This window comes from Alcaligenes parafaecalis (assembly GCF_026344135.1).
Lineage (GTDB): Bacteria > Pseudomonadota > Gammaproteobacteria > Burkholderiales > Burkholderiaceae_B > Alcaligenes > Alcaligenes parafaecalis.
Genome location: NZ_JAPKNA010000005.1, coordinates 140883 through 158608 on the forward strand (window position 1 = coordinate 140883; position 17726 = coordinate 158608).

15 protein-coding genes are annotated in these 17726 nt (G+C 57.2%); 9 read left to right on the forward strand and 6 right to left on the reverse strand.

From position 1 onward, the window contains the following. Positions 1-59 precede the first annotated feature (59 nt). The 3 genes from OSH09_RS15500 to ilvB all read right to left on the reverse strand — a co-directional run bounded on the left by OSH09_RS15500 (position 60) and on the right by ilvB (position 3415). The gene (locus OSH09_RS15500) at positions 60-557 is read right to left on the reverse strand and encodes a TRAP transporter small permease (protein ID WP_207872813.1); all 498 of its coding nucleotides are present in this window, start codon (positions 555-557) and stop codon (positions 60-62) included. A gap of 12 nt (positions 558-569) precedes the next feature. Continuing rightward, positions 570-1535, reverse strand: a complete 966-nt coding sequence (locus OSH09_RS15505; protein WP_266121580.1) for a TRAP transporter substrate-binding protein — start codon at positions 1533-1535, stop codon at positions 570-572. 110 nt (positions 1536-1645) lie between these two features. Continuing rightward, entirely contained in the window at positions 1646-3415 is a 1770-nt protein-coding gene (gene ilvB / locus OSH09_RS15510) for a biosynthetic-type acetolactate synthase large subunit (RefSeq protein ID WP_266121500.1), read from the reverse strand. 116 nt (positions 3416-3531) lie between these two features. Between ilvB and OSH09_RS15515 the strand changes: the two genes are divergently transcribed. From OSH09_RS15515 to OSH09_RS15530, 4 genes are all read left to right on the forward strand, one after another. Further along, the gene (locus tag OSH09_RS15515; protein ID WP_243430183.1) at positions 3532-4284 is read left to right on the forward strand and encodes an SET domain-containing protein; all 753 of its coding nucleotides are present in this window, start codon (positions 3532-3534) and stop codon (positions 4282-4284) included. 330 nt (positions 4285-4614) lie between these two features. Further along, on the forward strand, positions 4615-5136 hold the full coding sequence (locus tag OSH09_RS15520) for a TRAP transporter small permease (RefSeq protein WP_207872810.1): 522 nt from the start codon (positions 4615-4617) through the stop codon (positions 5134-5136). Next, positions 5133-6434: a TRAP transporter large permease gene (locus OSH09_RS15525; RefSeq protein ID WP_207872809.1), complete on the forward strand. Its 1302-nt coding sequence runs from the start codon at positions 5133-5135 to the stop codon at positions 6432-6434. Before OSH09_RS15520 ends, OSH09_RS15525 begins: the two co-directional genes overlap by 4 nt. A 45-nt stretch (positions 6435-6479) precedes the next feature. After that, positions 6480-7505, forward strand: a complete 1026-nt coding sequence (locus tag OSH09_RS15530) for a DctP family TRAP transporter solute-binding subunit (RefSeq protein WP_266121501.1) — start codon at positions 6480-6482, stop codon at positions 7503-7505. A 218-nt stretch (positions 7506-7723) separates the two neighbouring features. Here the strand turns inward: OSH09_RS15530 and OSH09_RS15535 are convergent, their stop codons facing one another. Both OSH09_RS15535 and OSH09_RS15540 read right to left on the reverse strand, forming a co-directional pair. Further along, positions 7724-8182 (reverse strand): PaaI family thioesterase, encoded by a 459-nt coding sequence (locus OSH09_RS15535; protein ID WP_266121502.1) that lies wholly within the window; start codon positions 8180-8182, stop codon positions 7724-7726. Between the two features lie 138 nt (positions 8183-8320). Beyond that, positions 8321-9823 (reverse strand): AMP nucleosidase, encoded by a 1503-nt coding sequence (locus OSH09_RS15540; protein ID WP_207872806.1) that lies wholly within the window; start codon positions 9821-9823, stop codon positions 8321-8323. 793 nt (positions 9824-10616) lie between these two features. On the opposite strand from OSH09_RS15540, the gene OSH09_RS15545 reads away from it, so the two are divergent. The 5 genes from OSH09_RS15545 to modD all read left to right on the forward strand — a co-directional run bounded on the left by OSH09_RS15545 (position 10617) and on the right by modD (position 16584). Then, entirely contained in the window at positions 10617-12782 is a 2166-nt protein-coding gene (locus tag OSH09_RS15545) for a malate synthase G (RefSeq protein ID WP_207872805.1), read from the forward strand. A gap of 222 nt (positions 12783-13004) precedes the next feature. Next, positions 13005-13925, forward strand: coding sequence for a polysaccharide deacetylase family protein (locus OSH09_RS15550; protein WP_266121503.1), 921 nt, complete (start codon positions 13005-13007; stop codon positions 13923-13925). A 384-nt stretch (positions 13926-14309) separates the two neighbouring features. After that, positions 14310-15020: a molybdate ABC transporter substrate-binding protein gene (gene modA, locus OSH09_RS15555; RefSeq protein WP_266121504.1), complete on the forward strand. Its 711-nt coding sequence runs from the start codon at positions 14310-14312 to the stop codon at positions 15018-15020. Continuing rightward, complete coding sequence (gene modB, locus OSH09_RS15560) at positions 15020-15685, forward strand: molybdate ABC transporter permease subunit (protein ID WP_207872802.1); 666 nt, start codon at positions 15020-15022, stop codon at positions 15683-15685. The genes modA and modB overlap by 1 nt, the downstream gene beginning before the upstream one ends. After that, complete coding sequence (gene modD / locus OSH09_RS15565) at positions 15682-16584, forward strand: ModD protein (RefSeq protein ID WP_207872801.1); 903 nt, start codon at positions 15682-15684, stop codon at positions 16582-16584. The genes modB and modD overlap by 4 nt, the downstream gene beginning before the upstream one ends. Positions 16585-16831: 247 nt before the next feature. Here modD and OSH09_RS15570 read toward each other — a convergent pair whose 3' ends face one another. Next, a complete protein-coding gene (locus OSH09_RS15570) occupies positions 16832-17725 on the reverse strand; it encodes a LysR family transcriptional regulator (protein WP_266121505.1) in 894 nt (297 codons plus the stop codon). Between the last annotated feature and the right edge of the window lies 1 nt (position 17726).

Here is a 17726-nt window from a genome sequence, read left to right on the forward strand (position 1 = left end):
GATGCCCGCCAGGCATCCAGAGTTCGGTGGTGCTTTACAGGCACGGTGCAGGTATTGAGTTAGAGCTGGGTGTTATCCACGACGGCGGGCGCCGGATTGTCTAGCCAGCGGGCCAACAGACTCAAGATGGCCAGCACTGCCCCAATCGGAATCGCGATATACACCCAGGAAATGGACCACTCCAGACTAGGCATGGTTTGAAAGCGCACCCGCCAGGTCATTTGAATGCCGACCCAGGTCAGCAGACCAAAGAACCCAAGACACGTCAGCAGCACGGCACCATCCAGCCAACGCTGAGTGCGCTGCCCCACCCATAAACGCAGCACGTCCACGCTCAGCATGGCGCCCTGGCGCAAGGCCAGACAAAGACCCAGCATGACCGTCCAGATCAGAGCGGCGCGCGACCAGGCCTCGCTCCAGTCAGCAGGGGACTGGAGTACAAAACGCGCCACCACTTGATAGAACGCAGCCGCTACTGCCGAAAGCAGCAGCAACTGCGTCACCCAGGATACCAGGCGGAACAGGCCCTTATCCAACATGGACAGCAGAGCTTTCATGATGAGCGCCGTTTATTGAGTCTGACGGATGGCCTCGACCAGCTCCTGGCCGAACTGCTTGTAGTACTGGGGATAGATAGGCTCTACCGCTTTGGCAAACGCAGCATGGTCAACGGTATTAACCTGCATACCTTCGGCCTTGACGGCATCCACACCGGTTTTTTCGATATCGTCCACATAATCACGCATGGCCTGGGCCGCAGTGACACCGGCATCGCGCATCAACTGCTTGTCTTGGTCAGACAGGCCGTCATAGACCGCAGGCGACATCAACACCAGGGCTGGACCATAAACGTGAGCCGTCAACGACAGATACTTCTGCAACTGTGGCAGCTTGGCCGACACAATCACGGACAAGGGGTTTTCCTGGCCGTCGATCGTACCTTGTTGCAAGGCAGTCGCTACTTCAGGCCAGGCCATAGGCGTCGCCAGAATACCAAGCTCACGGAATGCGGCGATGTGAATCGGGTTTTCTGTCGTGCGGATCTTCAGGCCCTTGGCATCAGCAGGCGTGGTAACCGGGCGCACATTATTGGTCAGATGACGGAAGCCTTGCTCGCCCCAGGCTAAGGCCACAATGCCACGCTTGGGAAATTCGGCCAGCATATCCTGACCAATCTTGCCATCCAGCACATGGCGGGCATGTGACAGATCACGGAACAGGAAAGGGATGTCGAATACGCCCGTTTTAGGGACAAAGTTCAGAGTTGCGCCCGTAGACACAATCGCCAGATCAATCGTGCCTAGCTGCAGGCCTTCAATAACCTCGCGCTCGCCACCCAGGGCGCTGTTGGGAAAGGCCTCAATGGTGTAGTTGCCATCCTTTTCCAAGGCACTGGCAAAGGCTTTGGCGCCCGCACCATAGTGGGAGCTGGTGGACAAGGCGTAGGCCAGCTTCAAGGAAGTCTGCGCCGTAGCAGCTCCCGCCGCCAGGCCCAAGCCCAGCATCAAACCCGCGGCCAAAAGACGGTTCTTCATGTGACGGTACATCATGCATGCCCCTCCTGTCTGAATGGATCAGTGTATTTAATGCGTAGTACTCGGGCTGGGACATAGGGGTTTTTACGCCTGTGTCCCAGCCCGGCACCTTATTCTTCTACGTACCAGTTATCTTCGGACAACATGACCTGTTGATGGCCATAGCCTGCTGGCATCATGGGGAAACAGTTCTCCAGCGCCAGCACTTCCACGTTCAGGAAGAAGGGGCCATCGTGGGCCAGACAGCGTTCCAGAGCCGCATCCAGTTGATCAGGATGCTCCACGCGCTCGGCTTCCCAACCAAAGGCACGCGACAAGGCCACGAAATCGGGCAGGGCTTCGTTATAGCTGTGGCTGTAACGGCCATCGTGAATCAGCTCTTGCCACTGACGCACCATACCCATGTGGCGGTTATTGCACAAAATGACCTTGATAGGCGCGCGATGCTGCACGGCACTGGCCAGTTCCTGAATGTTCATCAAGACTGACGCGTCTCCACTGACACACACCACCAACTTGTCGGGATGCGCAATCTGCGCTCCAAAAGCAGCCGGTACGCCATAGCCCATGGTGCCTGCACCACCCGACGTCAGCCAGCGACGAGGGCGATCAAATTTGATGTATTGAGCCGCCCACATCTGATGCTGACCCACATCGGTAGACACAATCGCATCGCGTCCTTCCAGGTGCGAATCCAGACTTTGCAGCAAGTGCTGCGGCAAGATCGCGTCGCTACGAGGGGTCACCTTCAAACACTCCTGCGCACGCCAGACGCCAATGCGCTGCCACCAGTCATTCAGACGGCCTTCGGGCAAGTCATGATGAGACAGCTCTTTACGCAAAGCACGCAGCAGGGGATAACAATCACCCACCAAAGCCACATCGGCACGCACAACCTTGTCGATGGAGCCGGGGTCGATATCAATATGAATCTTGCTGGCATGCGGGCAGAAATCGGACAGACGGCCGGTAATGCGGTCATCGAAACGAGCGCCCACACAGATAATCAGATCCGCATGGTGCATGGCCAGATTGGCTTCCAGCGTGCCGTGCATGCCCAACATGCCTACGAACTGCTCGTCACGTGCGGGGTAAGCACCCAAACCCATCAGGGTCAGCGTACAAGGCGCGCCGGTTTCCTGAACCAGGCTGGTAAAGGCATGGCTGGCATCGGCACCAGAGTTGATCAGGCCGCCACCGCCGTAAAACACAGGGCGACGCGCATGGGCGATCATGGCGGCCGCACGCTTGATTGCAGCTTCCTGAGCAGGAGCCGGAGCAGCAGGAGCCAGCAGGCTGTCAGCCTCTTCCTGTGCAGGAGCTTCCGCACTGGCAGCCGCCAGGGTGGCAATCTGAATATCTTTAGGGAAGTCCAGCAACACCGGGCCGGGACGGCCTTGTGTACACAGACGCAGGGCTTTGGCTGTCAGGGAGGCCACATCTTCAATACGGCGAACCTGAGCATTCCATTTGGTGACAGGGCGCGAAATACCGATGGCATCGCACTCCTGGAAAGCAGCAGTACCAATCGCTGTCGTCGCGACTTGCCCACTAATACACAGGACAGGGATAGAATCGCACAAGGCATCCAGCAAACCAGAGGTCGTATTGGCCATACCGGGGCCGGATGTCACCAGCACCACACCGGGTTTGCCGGTGCTGCGGGCATAACCTTCAGCCGCATGTACAGCGGCTTGCTCGTGACGAACCAAAATATGACGAATTCGCGGTTGCGCATGAAGAGCATCATAGAGCGGTAACACCGCTCCGCCAGGATAACCAAAAATGGTATCTACACCCTGAGCGATCAAGGTTTCGAGCAAGATTTGCGCGCCGTTATGGGCGGTCGTTTCAAGTGACATGGTTGCGTAGCCCTGCATGTTTTGTAAGATAGATATCGCCGTCCAGTTTATCCCCTTTTACAGGCTGATTCCCCATGGTCACTCAACGCCAACCCTGGCACGTCGTTAAACCATCCAAACTGCATGGCAATGGCGTGTTTGCGCTACGCGATATTCCAGAAGGAACTCGCATCCTGCAATACGCCGGTAAACGGCTCACACCCGAACAGGCTGATGCGCTTTTCCCGGTTAATCCCGATGAGCCCTTTCACACATTCTTCTTTGCATTGAGCAACGGCAAGATTGTCGATGGCGGCCAGGGTGGCAATGATTCGCGCTGGATCAATCATTCTTGTGCCCCCAACTGTGAAGGCCACGAGAACGCGGACGGCTCGCGTGTGTTTATTGTGGCCATGCGCAATATCGCTGCCGGGGAAGAGCTGCTGTATGACTACTCGCTGGTCATTGACGATGAAATCACCGACGAGCTCAAGCAGAACTATCGCTGCCTGTGCGGCGCCCCCCAGTGCCGTGGCACCATGATTGCCCTGCCACCTGACCGCTCTCAAGTTGTTGCGGAAGAGCTGCGTGAAGTAGCCGCAGAACTGGATGCCGAAATGGAACAGGCCCGCAAAGCGCCGGTATCGTCCAAACTGAAAGCCGCTGATTCAAAGGCTGCCGAAAGTAAAACAGCGGCAAAGGATAAGTCTGATCAGGATAAAGACGAAGACGCTGACAACGATAAAGAATCCGTCAGCGAAAAAGACAAGAAAGATAAGAAAGACAAAAAGAAGAAGAAAGAAAAAGCCAAAAAGAAAGATAAAGGCAAAGATAAAAATAAGGACAAGAAGGCGTCCAAAAAGGACAAAGAAGGCAAAAAAGAGAAAAAGGGCGGTAAAAAAGAGTAAGCTTCCCTCAGCTCGCACTTAGCTCAAGCGGCCCTCCGGGGCCGTTTGTTTACCCCTGCTAATTGCCCGCACAGGCCCGGCAACACCCCCGCCGAGCCCAGGCCGAACACCCCACCACAGGTCGGTTCGCCGTGCCGGGCCAGGTTCACACCTCATCAGCTACGCGACTACACAAACCCCCACTTTGTGTGTGTGCTCGCCCTTATCCCTACCGTCTTTCCCCTGGCCGACTACGGCCCGCAGGTGCTTTTGCACCGGGGGAAATTACTCACTGCCAGCCCAGTCTTTGACCGCTAGCATGTAGCTTTATTGCCAAATCTGACAGATCTCATGGATTCAAGTTCTACAGATACACCTGATAATCACGTCGCCTCGCCCGCCGAATCCGGCCTGCGTATTCCTTTGCAAATAGAGGACTGGGCTTCAGTCCTGATCATGGCGGCCCTGGCTTTAATTACCTTTGCCAACGTGATCGTGCGCTATCTGACCGATAGCTCCTTTGCCTGGACCGAGGAAATCTCCATCTTCTTGCTGGTCGTCCTGACCATGAATGCTGGTGCCAGCGCCTGTGTGCGCCACCTGCACATTCGTATTGAAGTCTTTGCCGATGCGGGCACAAAGCGTCGTCAACGCCGCCTGGCCTTGTTTGGCATTGGCATGAGCCTGCTGTTCTTTATCGGCATGGCCGTTCTGTCGGGGCGCATGGCCCTGGATGAATTCGAGTGGGGCGATACCTCGCCATCCATTGGGGTGCCGACCTGGTGGTACAGCATGTGGCTGCCCATCCTGTCCACTACCTTGAGCCTGCGCTTGTTGGGCATGTGGGTACGTCGTTGGCAGGCTAAATCATGATTGCGACCCTGTTATTCGTCATTTTCATCGCCCTGATGTTAGTGGGCGTACCTGTTGGCGTGTCCCTGGGCATAGGCGGCGCTTTCGCCATCTTGATGTCCAACCTGGATACCCACTGGTTCGGTCTGATGGCCGTGCCACAAAGCTTTTACGCCGGTCTGGCCAAGTATCCCTTGCTGGCCATTCCCATGTTTGTGCTGGTGGGCTCCATCTTTGACCGCTCTGGCGTGGCCAGCCGCCTGGTGAATTTCGCTGTATCCCTGGTAGGCCGTGGGCCGGGCATGCTGCCGGTCGTCGCCATTGGCGTTGCCATGTTTCTGGGTGGTATTTCCGGCTCGGGGCCAGCCTGCGCGGCTGCGGTAGGTGCCGTCATGATTGGTGCCATGAAGCGCGCCGGTTACCCCAGCCCCTTTGCCGCCAGTATTGTGGCTGCAGGCGCCGCCACAGACATCCTGATTCCGCCCTCGATTGCCTTCATTATTTACTCGGTACTGGTGCCCGAAGCCTCCGTGCCTGCGCTGTTTGCCGCAGGAATGTTCCCCGGCATTCTGGCCGGTATTGGCCTGATCATTCCAGCCGTCTGGCTCTCGCGTCGCCACAAGCTAGGCATGGCCGAGGCCGAGCTGCCACGCCCGCCATTCTGGCGCAGCCTGCGTGAAGCCTCCTGGGGCCTGATTGCACCAGTGATCATTCTGGGCGGTATGCGTCTGGGTCTGTTCACCCCCACTGAAGCCGCCGTGGTGGCCGTGTTTTATGGCCTGTTTGTGGGCATGGTCATCCATCGCACCATCAAGTTTCGCGATCTTTTTCTGATCCTGCGGGAAGCTGCCGAATTATCAGCCGTCATCATGATGGTGGTGGCCCTGGCCGGTATTTTTGCCTGGGCTCTGTCCACCCTGAGCATTGTTGATCCCGTCACCAATGCCATCATCAACTCCGGTCTGGGCGAGTACGGCATTCTGGCGCTGATGATTGTCATGCTGATTGTGCTGGGCATGTTCCTGGACGGCATCTCGATCTTCCTGATCTTCGTGCCGCTCTTCATGCCCATCGTCTACAACTTTGGCTGGCATCCCGTCTGGTTCGGGGTGCTGCTGACCTTGAACGTGGCCCTGGGCCAGTTCACACCACCAGTGGCCGTCAACCTGATGGTGTCCTGCCGTATCGCGGGCGTGCCCATGGAAAGCACACTGCGCTGGGTAGGCTGGCTGCTGCTGGGTATGGGAGCGACCATGCTGATCGTTATCGCAGAACCCGAAATTGCCCTGTGGCTGCCACGCTACCTGGGCTTTAACTAAAACCACAAGACTGAAACACAACTCATAGAAAGGGAGACCTGACCCATGAAATTACGTCACATTCTGGCCACTCTGGCATGTACAGCCGCCACCCTGGCCGTGGTTCCTGCTGCCCAAGCTGCTTATAAATCCGAGTACAAGCTGTCCATCGTGGTGGGCACGACCTTCCCTTGGGGCCAAGGGGCAGTGATCTGGTCTGATCTGGTGCGCGAGCGCACTGATGGCCGCATCAATATCAAGATCTACCCCGGCACCTCGCTGGTGCAAGGCGACCAGACACGCGAGTTCACCGCCATTCGCCAAGGCATGATTGATATGGCCGTGGGCTCCACCATCAACTGGTCCCCCCAGATCAAGCAACTGAACCTGTTCTCCCTGCCATTCCTGCAACCTGATGCCAAAGCCACCGATGCTTTGATCAACGGCGAAGTGGGCAAAGACCTGTTTGGCTACATCGAAAAGGCCGGTGTGGTGCCTCTGGCCTGGGGAGAAAACGGTTTCCGTCAGATCAGTAATTCCAAGCACGAAATCACCAAACCTGAAGACATGAAGGGTTTGAAACTGCGCGTGGTGGGTTCGCCTCTGTACATGGACACCTTCAGCGCCCTGGGTGCCAACCCCACACAAATGAGCTGGGCTGACGCACAGCCAGCACTGGCCAATAAAGCCGTGGACGGCCAGGAAAACCCCCTGTCCATTTACGCCGGTGCCAAGCTGTACGACGTGCAGCAGCAATACCTGACCCTGTGGAACTATGTGTCCGACCCACTGGTGTTTGTGGTGAACCGCGACGTGTGGAAATCCTGGAGCGAGGAAGACCAGAAGATTGTGCGTGAAGCGGCTGTGGAAGCCGGTAAACGTGAAATCGTGATTGCCCGTACCGGCATCACCGCTGAAGATCCCTCCTTGCTCAAAGAGATCGAAGGCCACGGTGTGAAAGTTACTACCCTGACTCCGGAGCAGCATGCTGCCTTTGCCGAAGCCACCGCCGGTGTGGTCGAGAAATGGACCAAGACCATTGGCGAAGACCTGGTAAAGAAAGCACGCGAGGCGATTGCTGCCAGCCGCTAATTAGCTGGGTTTGAAGGACGAAAAGCCGGGCCTGAATAGGCCCGGCTTTTTTATTGTCTGACCGCTCCGCAAACCTCAAAGCCCAACAAGCCGCAGCCTAGCAACGCAGCGAAGCGCAGAGATACTTTTCACCGCTGGGCCACCTGAACGCACGCCCTGCTTGAGAAACGAGTGCTTAAAAGAAACAACTTGTCGCTGCAAGCCCTCACAAACTCCGCTTATTCCTTGAAGCGAATCGCCAGCATTTCACCCGTCGCACAGACCTCACCATTCGCGCTTAACGACAGGTCTACCCAGACCTTGCGCCCATCCAACTCACGCAGCTTGCCCTGCACGGTCAGCTCTGTCCCCATTGGAGTAGGACGCCGAAACTCCACTTTCAGGGAAGCCGTCACGCAGCGAATCGGCTCCTCGCTGGTGCCCATCTCGATATTCAAATCCCGATAGATGAAGGCTGCCGCAGACGCCGTACCGTGGCAGTCCAGCAAGGAGGCAATCAAGCCGCCATACACATGATTGGGCACACCACCGCTGTAAATAGGCTTGGGTGTGTAGCGAGCCACGGTATCGTCGCCGTCCCAATAGCTCTTTAGTTGATGCCCGTCGGGATTATGTTTGCCGCAGCCGTAACAGTGGCTGAAGTTATCGGCATAAAAGTCTTGAAACGCTTTATCCATATGGGTGCCTGCTGTCCTCAAAGAAACCAAGAGGCCGTGCTCCGCGTGGTAGCACGGCCTGCTCTTAAGCCGCTGAAGGTGGTTTGCCAGCGCTGCCATTCATCCAGACTTGCAGTCGCTGACAGCGCCTGCAATATCTTATTGAAACGCCGTTTCCAGAAAGCTGCGCAACTTGCGTGAATGCAGCCGTTCCTTGGGCATCTCGCGCAGCAACTCCAGCGCCCGGATGCCAATATGAAGATGCTGGCCTACCTGACGCGCATAAAACTCGCTGGCCATGCCCGGCAGTTTCAGCTCGCCATGCAAGGGCTTATCCGACACGCACAGCAAGGTGCCATACGGCACTCGGAAACGGAAGCCATTGGCTGCAATCGTGGCGGACTCCATATCCAGCGCAATCGCCCGCGACTGCGACAAGCGCCGCACCGGCTCGTGGTGATCGCGCAGTTCCCAGTTACGGTTATCAATGGAGGCCACCGTACCCGTACGCATGATGCGTTTCAGCTCCCAACCCGACAAGCCAGCCACCTCGGCCACAGCCTGCTCCAGAGCCACCTGGATTTCAGCCAGAGGAGGAATAGGCACCCAGGTAGGCAAATCCTCATCCAGCACGTGATCCTGACGCACATAGCCATGTGCCAGCACGTAATCACCCAAACGCTGAGTCGTACGCAAACCAGCGCAGTGGCCCAGCATCAGCCAGGCAGCAGGGCGCAAGACGGCGACGTGATCGGTAATGGTTTTGGCGTTGGATGGCCCAACACCGATATTGATCAGCGTGATGCCGGAATGATCCGCACGGCGCAGGTGATAAGAGGGCATTTGCGGTGCACGGGCCAGGGGCGAGCCTGTTGTTGAAGCATTCGCACCGGCTGGAGTGATGATATTGCCCGGCTCCACCAAGTCGATATAGCCCTGATCGTCCGCCTGCAGCACTTCACGCGCCCACTGGCAGAACTCGTCCACATAGAACTGGTAATTGGTGAACAGCACAAAGTTCTGGAAATACTCAGGCCGCGTAGCGCTGTAGTGCTGCAAGCGATGCAAAGAGTAGTCGATACGCGGTGCCGTGAACGGTGCCAACGGCAGGGGCTCGTTATGCACACGCTCCCAGGTTCCGTTGACGATGGCATCGTCCATATACGCCAGATCAGGCACATCGAAGTGATCGCGCAGGGTATCGCCGGGCGATTCGGGCACGGTTGTCACCGTGGACTGCACGCCATTGTTCAGCGCGAAGTGCAGCGGGATAGGTACGGAAGACTCACCCACTTCTACCTGCACACCGTGATTGCGCAACAGCAGTTCCAACTGCTCCAGCAAGTAGTCGTGATACAGGCCGGGAGCGGTGACGGTGGTCATATACACACCCGGCTCCACCACGTGCCCATAAGACAGACGGCTATCCACTTCCTGATACGTATCGACTCGCAAGCGCACGGCCGGGTAGCAGGCTCGGAAGCGCTGCCCGCGAGGAAAACCGGTTTCCAGACACTGGGCAAAGGAGTCGCGCAAAAACGCAGTGTTGCGATCGTAGATATGACGCAACTGCTCCAAGGCCTGGCCTGCGTCCAGATAGCCATTGAATGGGATCAACTCAGGCGTGGACGTGATACGGGAAAAACCGCTGGGATCAGACATAACAAGTATTCCAAGGGGAAACAAAGACAAGCAGATCTGCCAGCATCATAAGCTGTTTATTGTTCTGGCTCCTACACAGCTCTATGACAAATTCATCAATAAGGTCGTGACTGGTTTTTGACTGAACCACAAGCCCCACTGTCCACACAATGGACACGACTATCTGTCGTTTTGAGACTGAATTTACTCACCAGCACCATTTGAATCGGCGGCTTTACCCCGGTTTTGGGCAAATTCCACTTTTGGGCCAGGCCCTCGTCCACGTCCTTTCCCAAGCTGCTGTTTCGCAGCCCTGTTTTTATGCTAATGGCGCTATGCAAGCGGCTTGGCGAGCCTGTTCGATATTTCACCAGATGCCTGATGTGGCAGCTTATGATGGCAATCGGAAGCCCGGCACGTCTTCTACCTCATATATAAGACTTGCCCAAAACCAGTAAATACATTAAGTATGTAGTCTTAATACTTTTTGTATTAAATCCAGCTTGCGTCAGTCCTTCATAATTTAAGTTATCCAACCTGGCAGTGTGCTCGGCATGCGTGTGAGACATAGCTCGTCATCGCGCAAATTAGCTTGTATTTAGGCTAATTTACAATGGGTTAGCGTATTTTAGTGATTTTCGCTTCAAGCAATCTGCTCGCCCTCTGATGTCATTTGTGTCCTGGCGCCGCGTGGGCCTTTATGCCCGCGATTCAGCAAGTTCTGAATGTGCTCTTGACCAGGTTATTGCAGCCAACAAGGCCGTTTTGGCCTGCCGCTGTACCGAATCACTTTTAACTATCAGCAAGGGTACACATGACCACTCGAATCTCCTGCCAGCGATTGCAAGTCGCCGAGGTGCTTCATCAGTTCATCGAACAAGAAGCCCTGCCCGGCACAGGTATCTCCTCCGAAGCCTTCTGGGCTGGTTTCGATAAGCTGGTCCATGACCTGGCACCTAAAAACCGCGCCTTGCTGGCCGAACGTGACCGCCTGCAAGTGGAACTGGACAAATGGCACGGTGCCAACCCAGGCCCCATCAGCGATATGGCCGCCTACAAGAGCTTTCTGGGCTCCATCGGCTATCTGAAAGAGGCTCCTGCCTCCGTTAAGGTCAACACCGCTAACGTCGATACCGAAATCACCGAACAAGGTGGCCCTCAGCTCGTTGTGCCCATCATGAATGCACGTTACGCGCTGAACGCCGTAAACGCACGCTGGGGCAGCCTGTACGACGCCCTGTACGGCACCAATGCCATTCCTGACACCGACGGTGCCCAACGTGGCGGTGGCTACAACGCCGTGCGCGGTGCCAAGGTTATCGCCTTTGGCCGTCAGTTCCTGAACGACACCATTCCTCTGGCTCAAGGCAGCCACGATCAGGCTACCTCCTACACCATCGCTGACGGCGCTGTGCGCGTCACCCTGGAGAACGGCGGCACCACCGGCCTGAAAGACCCATCGACCCTGCTGGGTTACCGTGGTCAGCCTGACGCACCGGAAGCCATCGTCTTCCTGCACAACGGCCTGCACTTTGAACTGCAGATCGACCCCAACAGCCCCATCGGCAAGACCGACCCGGCTGGCGTGAAAGACATCGCCCTGGAATCGGCCCTGACCACCATCATGGACTGCGAAGACTCCGTGGCTGCCGTGGACGCCGACGACAAGGTCCTGGCCTACCGCAACTGGCTGGGTCTGGTTACCGGTTCGCTGACCGAAGAAATCAAGAAAGACGGCAAGGTGTTCACCCGCCGTCTGGCTGATGATCGCCAATACACCGACCTGAAAGGCGCGACCCAGACTCTGGCTGGCCGTTCCTTGATGTTCGTGCGTAACGTCGGCCACCTGATGAGCAACCCCGCCATTGTTGACGGCGAAGGTCGCGAAATCCCTGAAGGCATCCTGGACGCCGTGATCACCACCCTGATCGGCATGCGCGATCTAGAACTGAAGAAAAACTCGCGCAGCGGCTCGCTGTACATCGTTAAACCCAAAATGCACGGCCCTGACGAAGTGGCCTTTGCCAGCGAAATTTTTGACCGTGTGGAAGGCCTGCTGGGTCTGGCTCCCAACACCGTCAAGCTGGGCATCATGGACGAAGAGCGCCGCACCAGCGTAAACCTGAAGGCAGCCATTGCCCAGGCCACCGAGCGCGTTGTGTTCATCAACACTGGCTTCCTGGACCGTACTGGCGACGAAATCCACACTTGCATGCAAGCTGGCGCCGTAGTGCGCAAGGCCGACATGAAACAAGCTGACTGGCAGCCTGCCTACGAGCGCAACAACGTTCAGATCGGCCTGCAATGCGGCCTGCGCGGTCGTGCCCAGATTGGTAAAGGCATGTGGGCCATGCCTGACCTGATGGCTGAAATGCTGGAGCAAAAGATTGGTCACGTGAAGGCCGGTGGCAACACCGCCTGGGTGCCATCGCCTACCGCTGCTACGCTGCACGCCTTGCACTACCACCAAGTCAATGTGGTCGAAGTCCAGAAAGGTCTGGAAGGCGACACCAACGACTACCTGGACAGCATCCTGACTATTCCTGTGGCGACCGACACAAGCTGGTCCGCCAAGGAAATCCAGGAAGAACTGGACAACAACGCTCAGGGCATCCTGGGTTACGTGGTTCGCTGGATTGATCAGGGCGTGGGTTGCTCCAAAGTGCCTGACATCCATGACGTGGGCCTGATGGAAGACCGCGCTACTCTGCGTATCTCCAGCCAGCACATCGCCAACTGGCTGCTGCACGGCATCGTCACCCACGCACAAGTGGTTGAAACGCTGCAACGCATGGCGGCGGTGGTGGACCAGCAAAACGCGGGCGACCCAGCCTACCAGAACATGGCCGGCAACTTTGAAGGCTCCTTTGCTTTCCGCGCCGCTCAGGATCTGGTTCTGAAGGGTCTGGAACAGCCTAACGGCTACACCGAGCCTTTGCTGCACCAATGGCGTCTGGCATTCAAAGCCGCTCAAGCCTAAAGCACACGATGTCGCCCGGAGCCTGACTCCGGGTGGCGGGTGCCCCCAAAAATCCCCATCTTGCTGGTTCAGGATGGGGATTTTTTTCGTCTTCTGATTCGCCCCTTGCGATAACTACGAACTTGCACCGCCGCTTGCCGTCCTGCATGCTGACAAGGCTTGGGCAAGCTTGCCTGTTTCTGTCACTGTTTTTGACACTCTTTTTGCACCCTCCGTTTCCGCATGGCTTTCCGTTTTTCTCCCCTTCATGTCCTGGCTACGGCTGCTCTGGCTCTCTGCGCGACGTGGGCCTCCGCTCAAACCCTGGCCCTCAGTTTTGATGACGGCTTCAACCCCAACACGCAGCCACAAGCCAATCAATGGAATGAGCAAATATTGACCAGCCTGCGGGATCACAAGATCAAGGCAACGCTGTTCCCCTCGCTAGCCCGCATGGGCGGGGAAGAGGGACTGGGTCTGGTCCAGGCCTGGTCAAAAGAAGGACACCTGGTCGGCAACCATACCGCCAGCCATAAAAGCCTGGCCGACCCGGCGCTTAGTCTGGAGGACTTCATTGCAGATGTACAAGTTGCCGATGCAGTGTTCAAAAGTCTGCCCACCTTCACCCCCATGCTGCGCTTTCCTTATTTAAAGGAAGGAGACACCATCGCCAAGCGCGACGGCTTCCGTCAGTGGATGGCAGAGCATGATTACAAGAGTGCGCCCGTATCCATTGATGCCAGCGACTGGTACTACAGCCGGGTCTTTGCAGACCATGTGCAAGCGGGTAACAGTGCCAAAGCAGAACGCGTGAAGGAGCAGTACGTCCTTCACCTGCTGGATCGTGCCAGCTACTACGATCAACTGGCGCAAGAGGTTCTAGGACGCAGCCCGGCTCATGTGATCCTCTTGCATACCAACCAGATCAATGCGGCTGCATTGCCGGATGTGATCGCGGCATTCACTGCCAAGGGTTGGACCATCACATCAACAGAGACGGCATTTCAGGACCCCTTGTATGCACAAACCCCCGATACGCTGCCTGCCGGGGAGAGCATCATCTGGGCCTTGGCCAAGGCCAAAAACGTGCCGAACCTGCGCTATCCCGCCGAAGACTCCGTTTATGAAGAGCCCTTGTTGAAAGAGGCGGGATTGTTGCCGTGAACTCTGGTGGGCTATGAGCCATGAGCCATGAGCCATGAGCCATGAGCCATGAGCTATGAGCTGTGGGCTGTGGCTGTAAACCGTGAGCCGTGAGCCGTGAGCCGTGAGCCGTGAGCCGTGAGCCGTGAGCCGTGAGCCGTGAGCCGTGAGCCAGACCATGAAAACATCATGTTCACACGGCGACAATGCCTCCTTTTCATGCCCTCCACCACATCTGCTTGATCGCGGCTTGCCGTCCTCTCCACACATCTCAACCCTGCTGTCGAACCACAGCACCTGCAACCACTTTCAAACCCACGGCCTAAAAGCGCCCTAGTAGTCCCTGTCTGCCCCTTCTCGTTATAAACTCGAACTCATAACGAATTTAGACCGACAGGAAACCCCATGAAATCTTTGCTGTTTTCCGCCGCTTGCCTGCTGGCGATCACCACCACGGCCCACGCTTCCGATCTGCTGATTGCCACTGGTGCAGGCTATCGCAAGCCCGTCACGGAATTGATGGAAGCCTTCAATAAAGAAACCGGCCTGACGGTGGAAAGCAGCTTTGGCAATATGCAGCAGGTCCGCGCCCAGAGCGAACAAAATCCGGAGATTGCCGCCATCATTGGCGACCGCTTTTTTCTGGAGCCCATGGGCATTGCCCAGCAGTTCGTGAACATCAGCCAGGGTGCTCTGATGCTGGCCGTGCCCAAGGGCAAGACCATTGATTCCATCCAGGATTTGCAGCAGCCCAGCTACGCCCGCATTGCCATTGGCGATGCCAAGAAAACGGTTTACGGCCGTGCCGCCACCACCTGCATGGAACGTGAAAAAATCCAGGCCGATGGTCGCACCATTGAAGTCGCCATGCTGCCGCAAGTATCGACTTACTTGCTGAACGGCGAAGTGGATGCCGGTTTCATCAACCGCAGCGAAGCGCTGGCCCACAAGGACAAGCTGGGCACCATCCTGCCCATGCCAGCCCAATGTCACGACCCGATTGATCTGAGTCTGGCCGTGCTCAAGGACCGCCCTGAAAACCCTGCCTTGCAATCCTGGACCCAGTTCCTGGGCTCGGACAAGGCCAAATCCATTCTTGAGCGCCACGGCCTGTGATGTCTGCCTGGATGAGCTGCTCCAGCAGCTCGCTAGGCCTGAGTGTATATGTGCTGGCCGCCACCCTGGTGGCCCAATTGGTTCTGGGGGTAGCACTGGCCTGGGTACTGGCCAGAAAACGCTTTCCGGGCCACGGATTACTCGATTCGCTGGTGAGTCTGCCGCTGGTTTTTCCACCGATTGTCATCGGTTATTTGCTGCTGCTTGCCTTGGGCAGACAGGGCTGGCTAGCCAGTGCCACCGGCTGGTCGCCCAATATTGTTTTTCAGCCCGCGGCCTTGTTGATTGCCGCATTTATCGCCGGGCTGCCTTTGATGGTCAAACCCGTGCAAAACAGCATGAACAGCCTGTCGCCACGGCTACGTGAAGCAGCGGCCACGCTAGGCCACGGCACCTGGTCCTATTTCCTCCGGGTGGAACTGCCCTTGCTGCGGCCCGCCTTGGCCACAGGCCTGATCTTGTCGGGCGGCAGGGCGCTGGGCGAAGTCGGAATCTCGCTGATGTTGGGTGGCAATATCGCGGGCCGTACCGAAACCCTGTCTTTATCTATCTACAACGCCGTCCTGGATGGCGACACAGACTGTGCTAATGCGCTGTCCTGGTTACTGGGACTGACGGCATTAGCCTGCTTTTGGGCGCTGCGGCGCTACGGGAATCAAAAATGACGGTTTTTTTTGAACAAAGCCAAATCGACCAATGGATTGGCGAAGATGCGTCCTACCTGGATCTGACGAGCCACATGCTGGGCCTGCACAACCAGAACACCACACTGCGTTACGTCGTGCGTGACCATATCCGTGTGGCAGGCACTGAAGAAGTGGCCGAGATTGTGCGCTCCTGCGGCGGCCAGACCCAGCACTACACCCCCAGCGGCGTGGCGGCCATGCCCGGCCAGACCATCCTGCTGGCGCAAGGCCCCGCCAAAGCCTTGCTGCGCGCCTGGAAGGTCGGCCAGAACCTGCTGGAGTTTGCCTGCGGTATCGCCACCCTGACGCATCAAGTCGTGCAAGCTGTGCAAACGGTGAATGCCTCGGTGGCCGTGCTGACCACCCGCAAACATGCGCCTGGTGTGCGCAAACTGGCCTTGAAGGCCACGCTATCGGGCGGTGCCATGCCGCATCGCCTGGGCCTGGGTGAAACCATCTTGATCTTCCCGCAGCACCGCGCACTGATGGGTGGCTGGGAAGAGGTAGGCCGTGCGATTGCCCGCCACAAATACGCTTTGTGCGAAAAGAAAATCGTGATTGAAGCGGCGGATCTGGACGAAGCCTATAGCGCAGCACAGGCTGGCGCAGACGTGGTGCAGTTCGACAAAGTACCGCCTGAGACCCTGGCGCAAATCGTACCTGCGCTGCGCAAGGCGCATCCTAACGTCACCATTCTGGCAGCAGGCGGGATTCATGCAGGCAATGCAGCCGCCTATGCCGCAACGGGTGTGAATGCCTTGGTAACCAGCAGCCTGCACTACGCAAAACCGGCTGATATTGGAGTGAAGGTAAGCCTGACGGAGCCAGCGGAATCGCAGGAGCCGCTTGTAGCTCACAAGCTGGAGGGGCTGGAGTAACTACACCAACAGCCCACTCTTTGTCAGCCTTGTCCTCTCGGGCGCTTGGCGAAAGCCAGAAAGATAAGCTCCAGCATTAGAGCAAGTAATCAAACAACAGAATTACAAAGCACCAGCGACAAAATAAACGGGCCGCTGAATCCGACAGAAAATTCGGAAACCAGCACGAGGTCTACGCCTAACACCTGCCCACTGGCTGCTTGGAAAGCAAGCAGCCAGTGAATAAGCTCCCGCAAAAAGCCTGGACTCAGCAGACCTTCGTCGACCCCAAATGCTGCAACAAGCGCTGCATGGGTTTGGATAGGGCGTCCCAGTCCTGATAACACAGGCACAGGGAGCGCTTGGCCCAGGTGTCACTCAAAGGCCGCGCTACAAAGCCATGACGGCGCTTGTAGCGGCTGGCTACGCCTTGCGGCACAATCCCCAGGCCTACACCGTGGGCCACCATCTGGCACAGCCCCTCGAAGGTTTTCATGCGGATGCGCTGCGCCAAAACATGGCCCGCAGCGCGAGCATGTTCGTCGATATGGTCTTGCAAGGCATTGCCGGGCATCAGGCCCACGAATGGCTCATGCAGAACATCCTGCAAACTCAATTTGCTGTGTGTCGCCAAGGGATGAGCCGCAGCCATAATCAGCACCAGATGATCCTTGGCGACCGGCTCCAGCACCAGTCCCGGTGCCTGCACCGCATCCGACACCACACCGGCCTCGGCCAAGCCCGCAGCAACCGTACGCGCAATATCAGCGCTGGTGCGCTCTTTCAGTTCGATATGCAGATTGGGCCGTTGCGCCAACCAGGGTGCCAGACGGGACGGCAGAAATTCGGTTAAGGCCGCCGTGTTCGCATACAGGTGCAAGGTCCCCCGCGCCCCGACCGCAAAATCCTGCAATTCACCTTTCAGCAGATCATGCTGACGCAGCATCAGACGGGCATGATGGGCCAGAGCCTCACCCGCCTCCGTGGTCACTACTCCACGCGGCAGACGCTCCAGCAGGGCAACGCCCGCATCGTCCTCAATACGACGCAAACGCTCGCTGGCCGAGGCCAAAGCCAGATTCGCGCGTGCCGCCCCCTGTGTGATGCTGCCTGCATCCACAATGCTCAAGAACAAGTGAAGATCTGCCAGACTCAGTCGCATG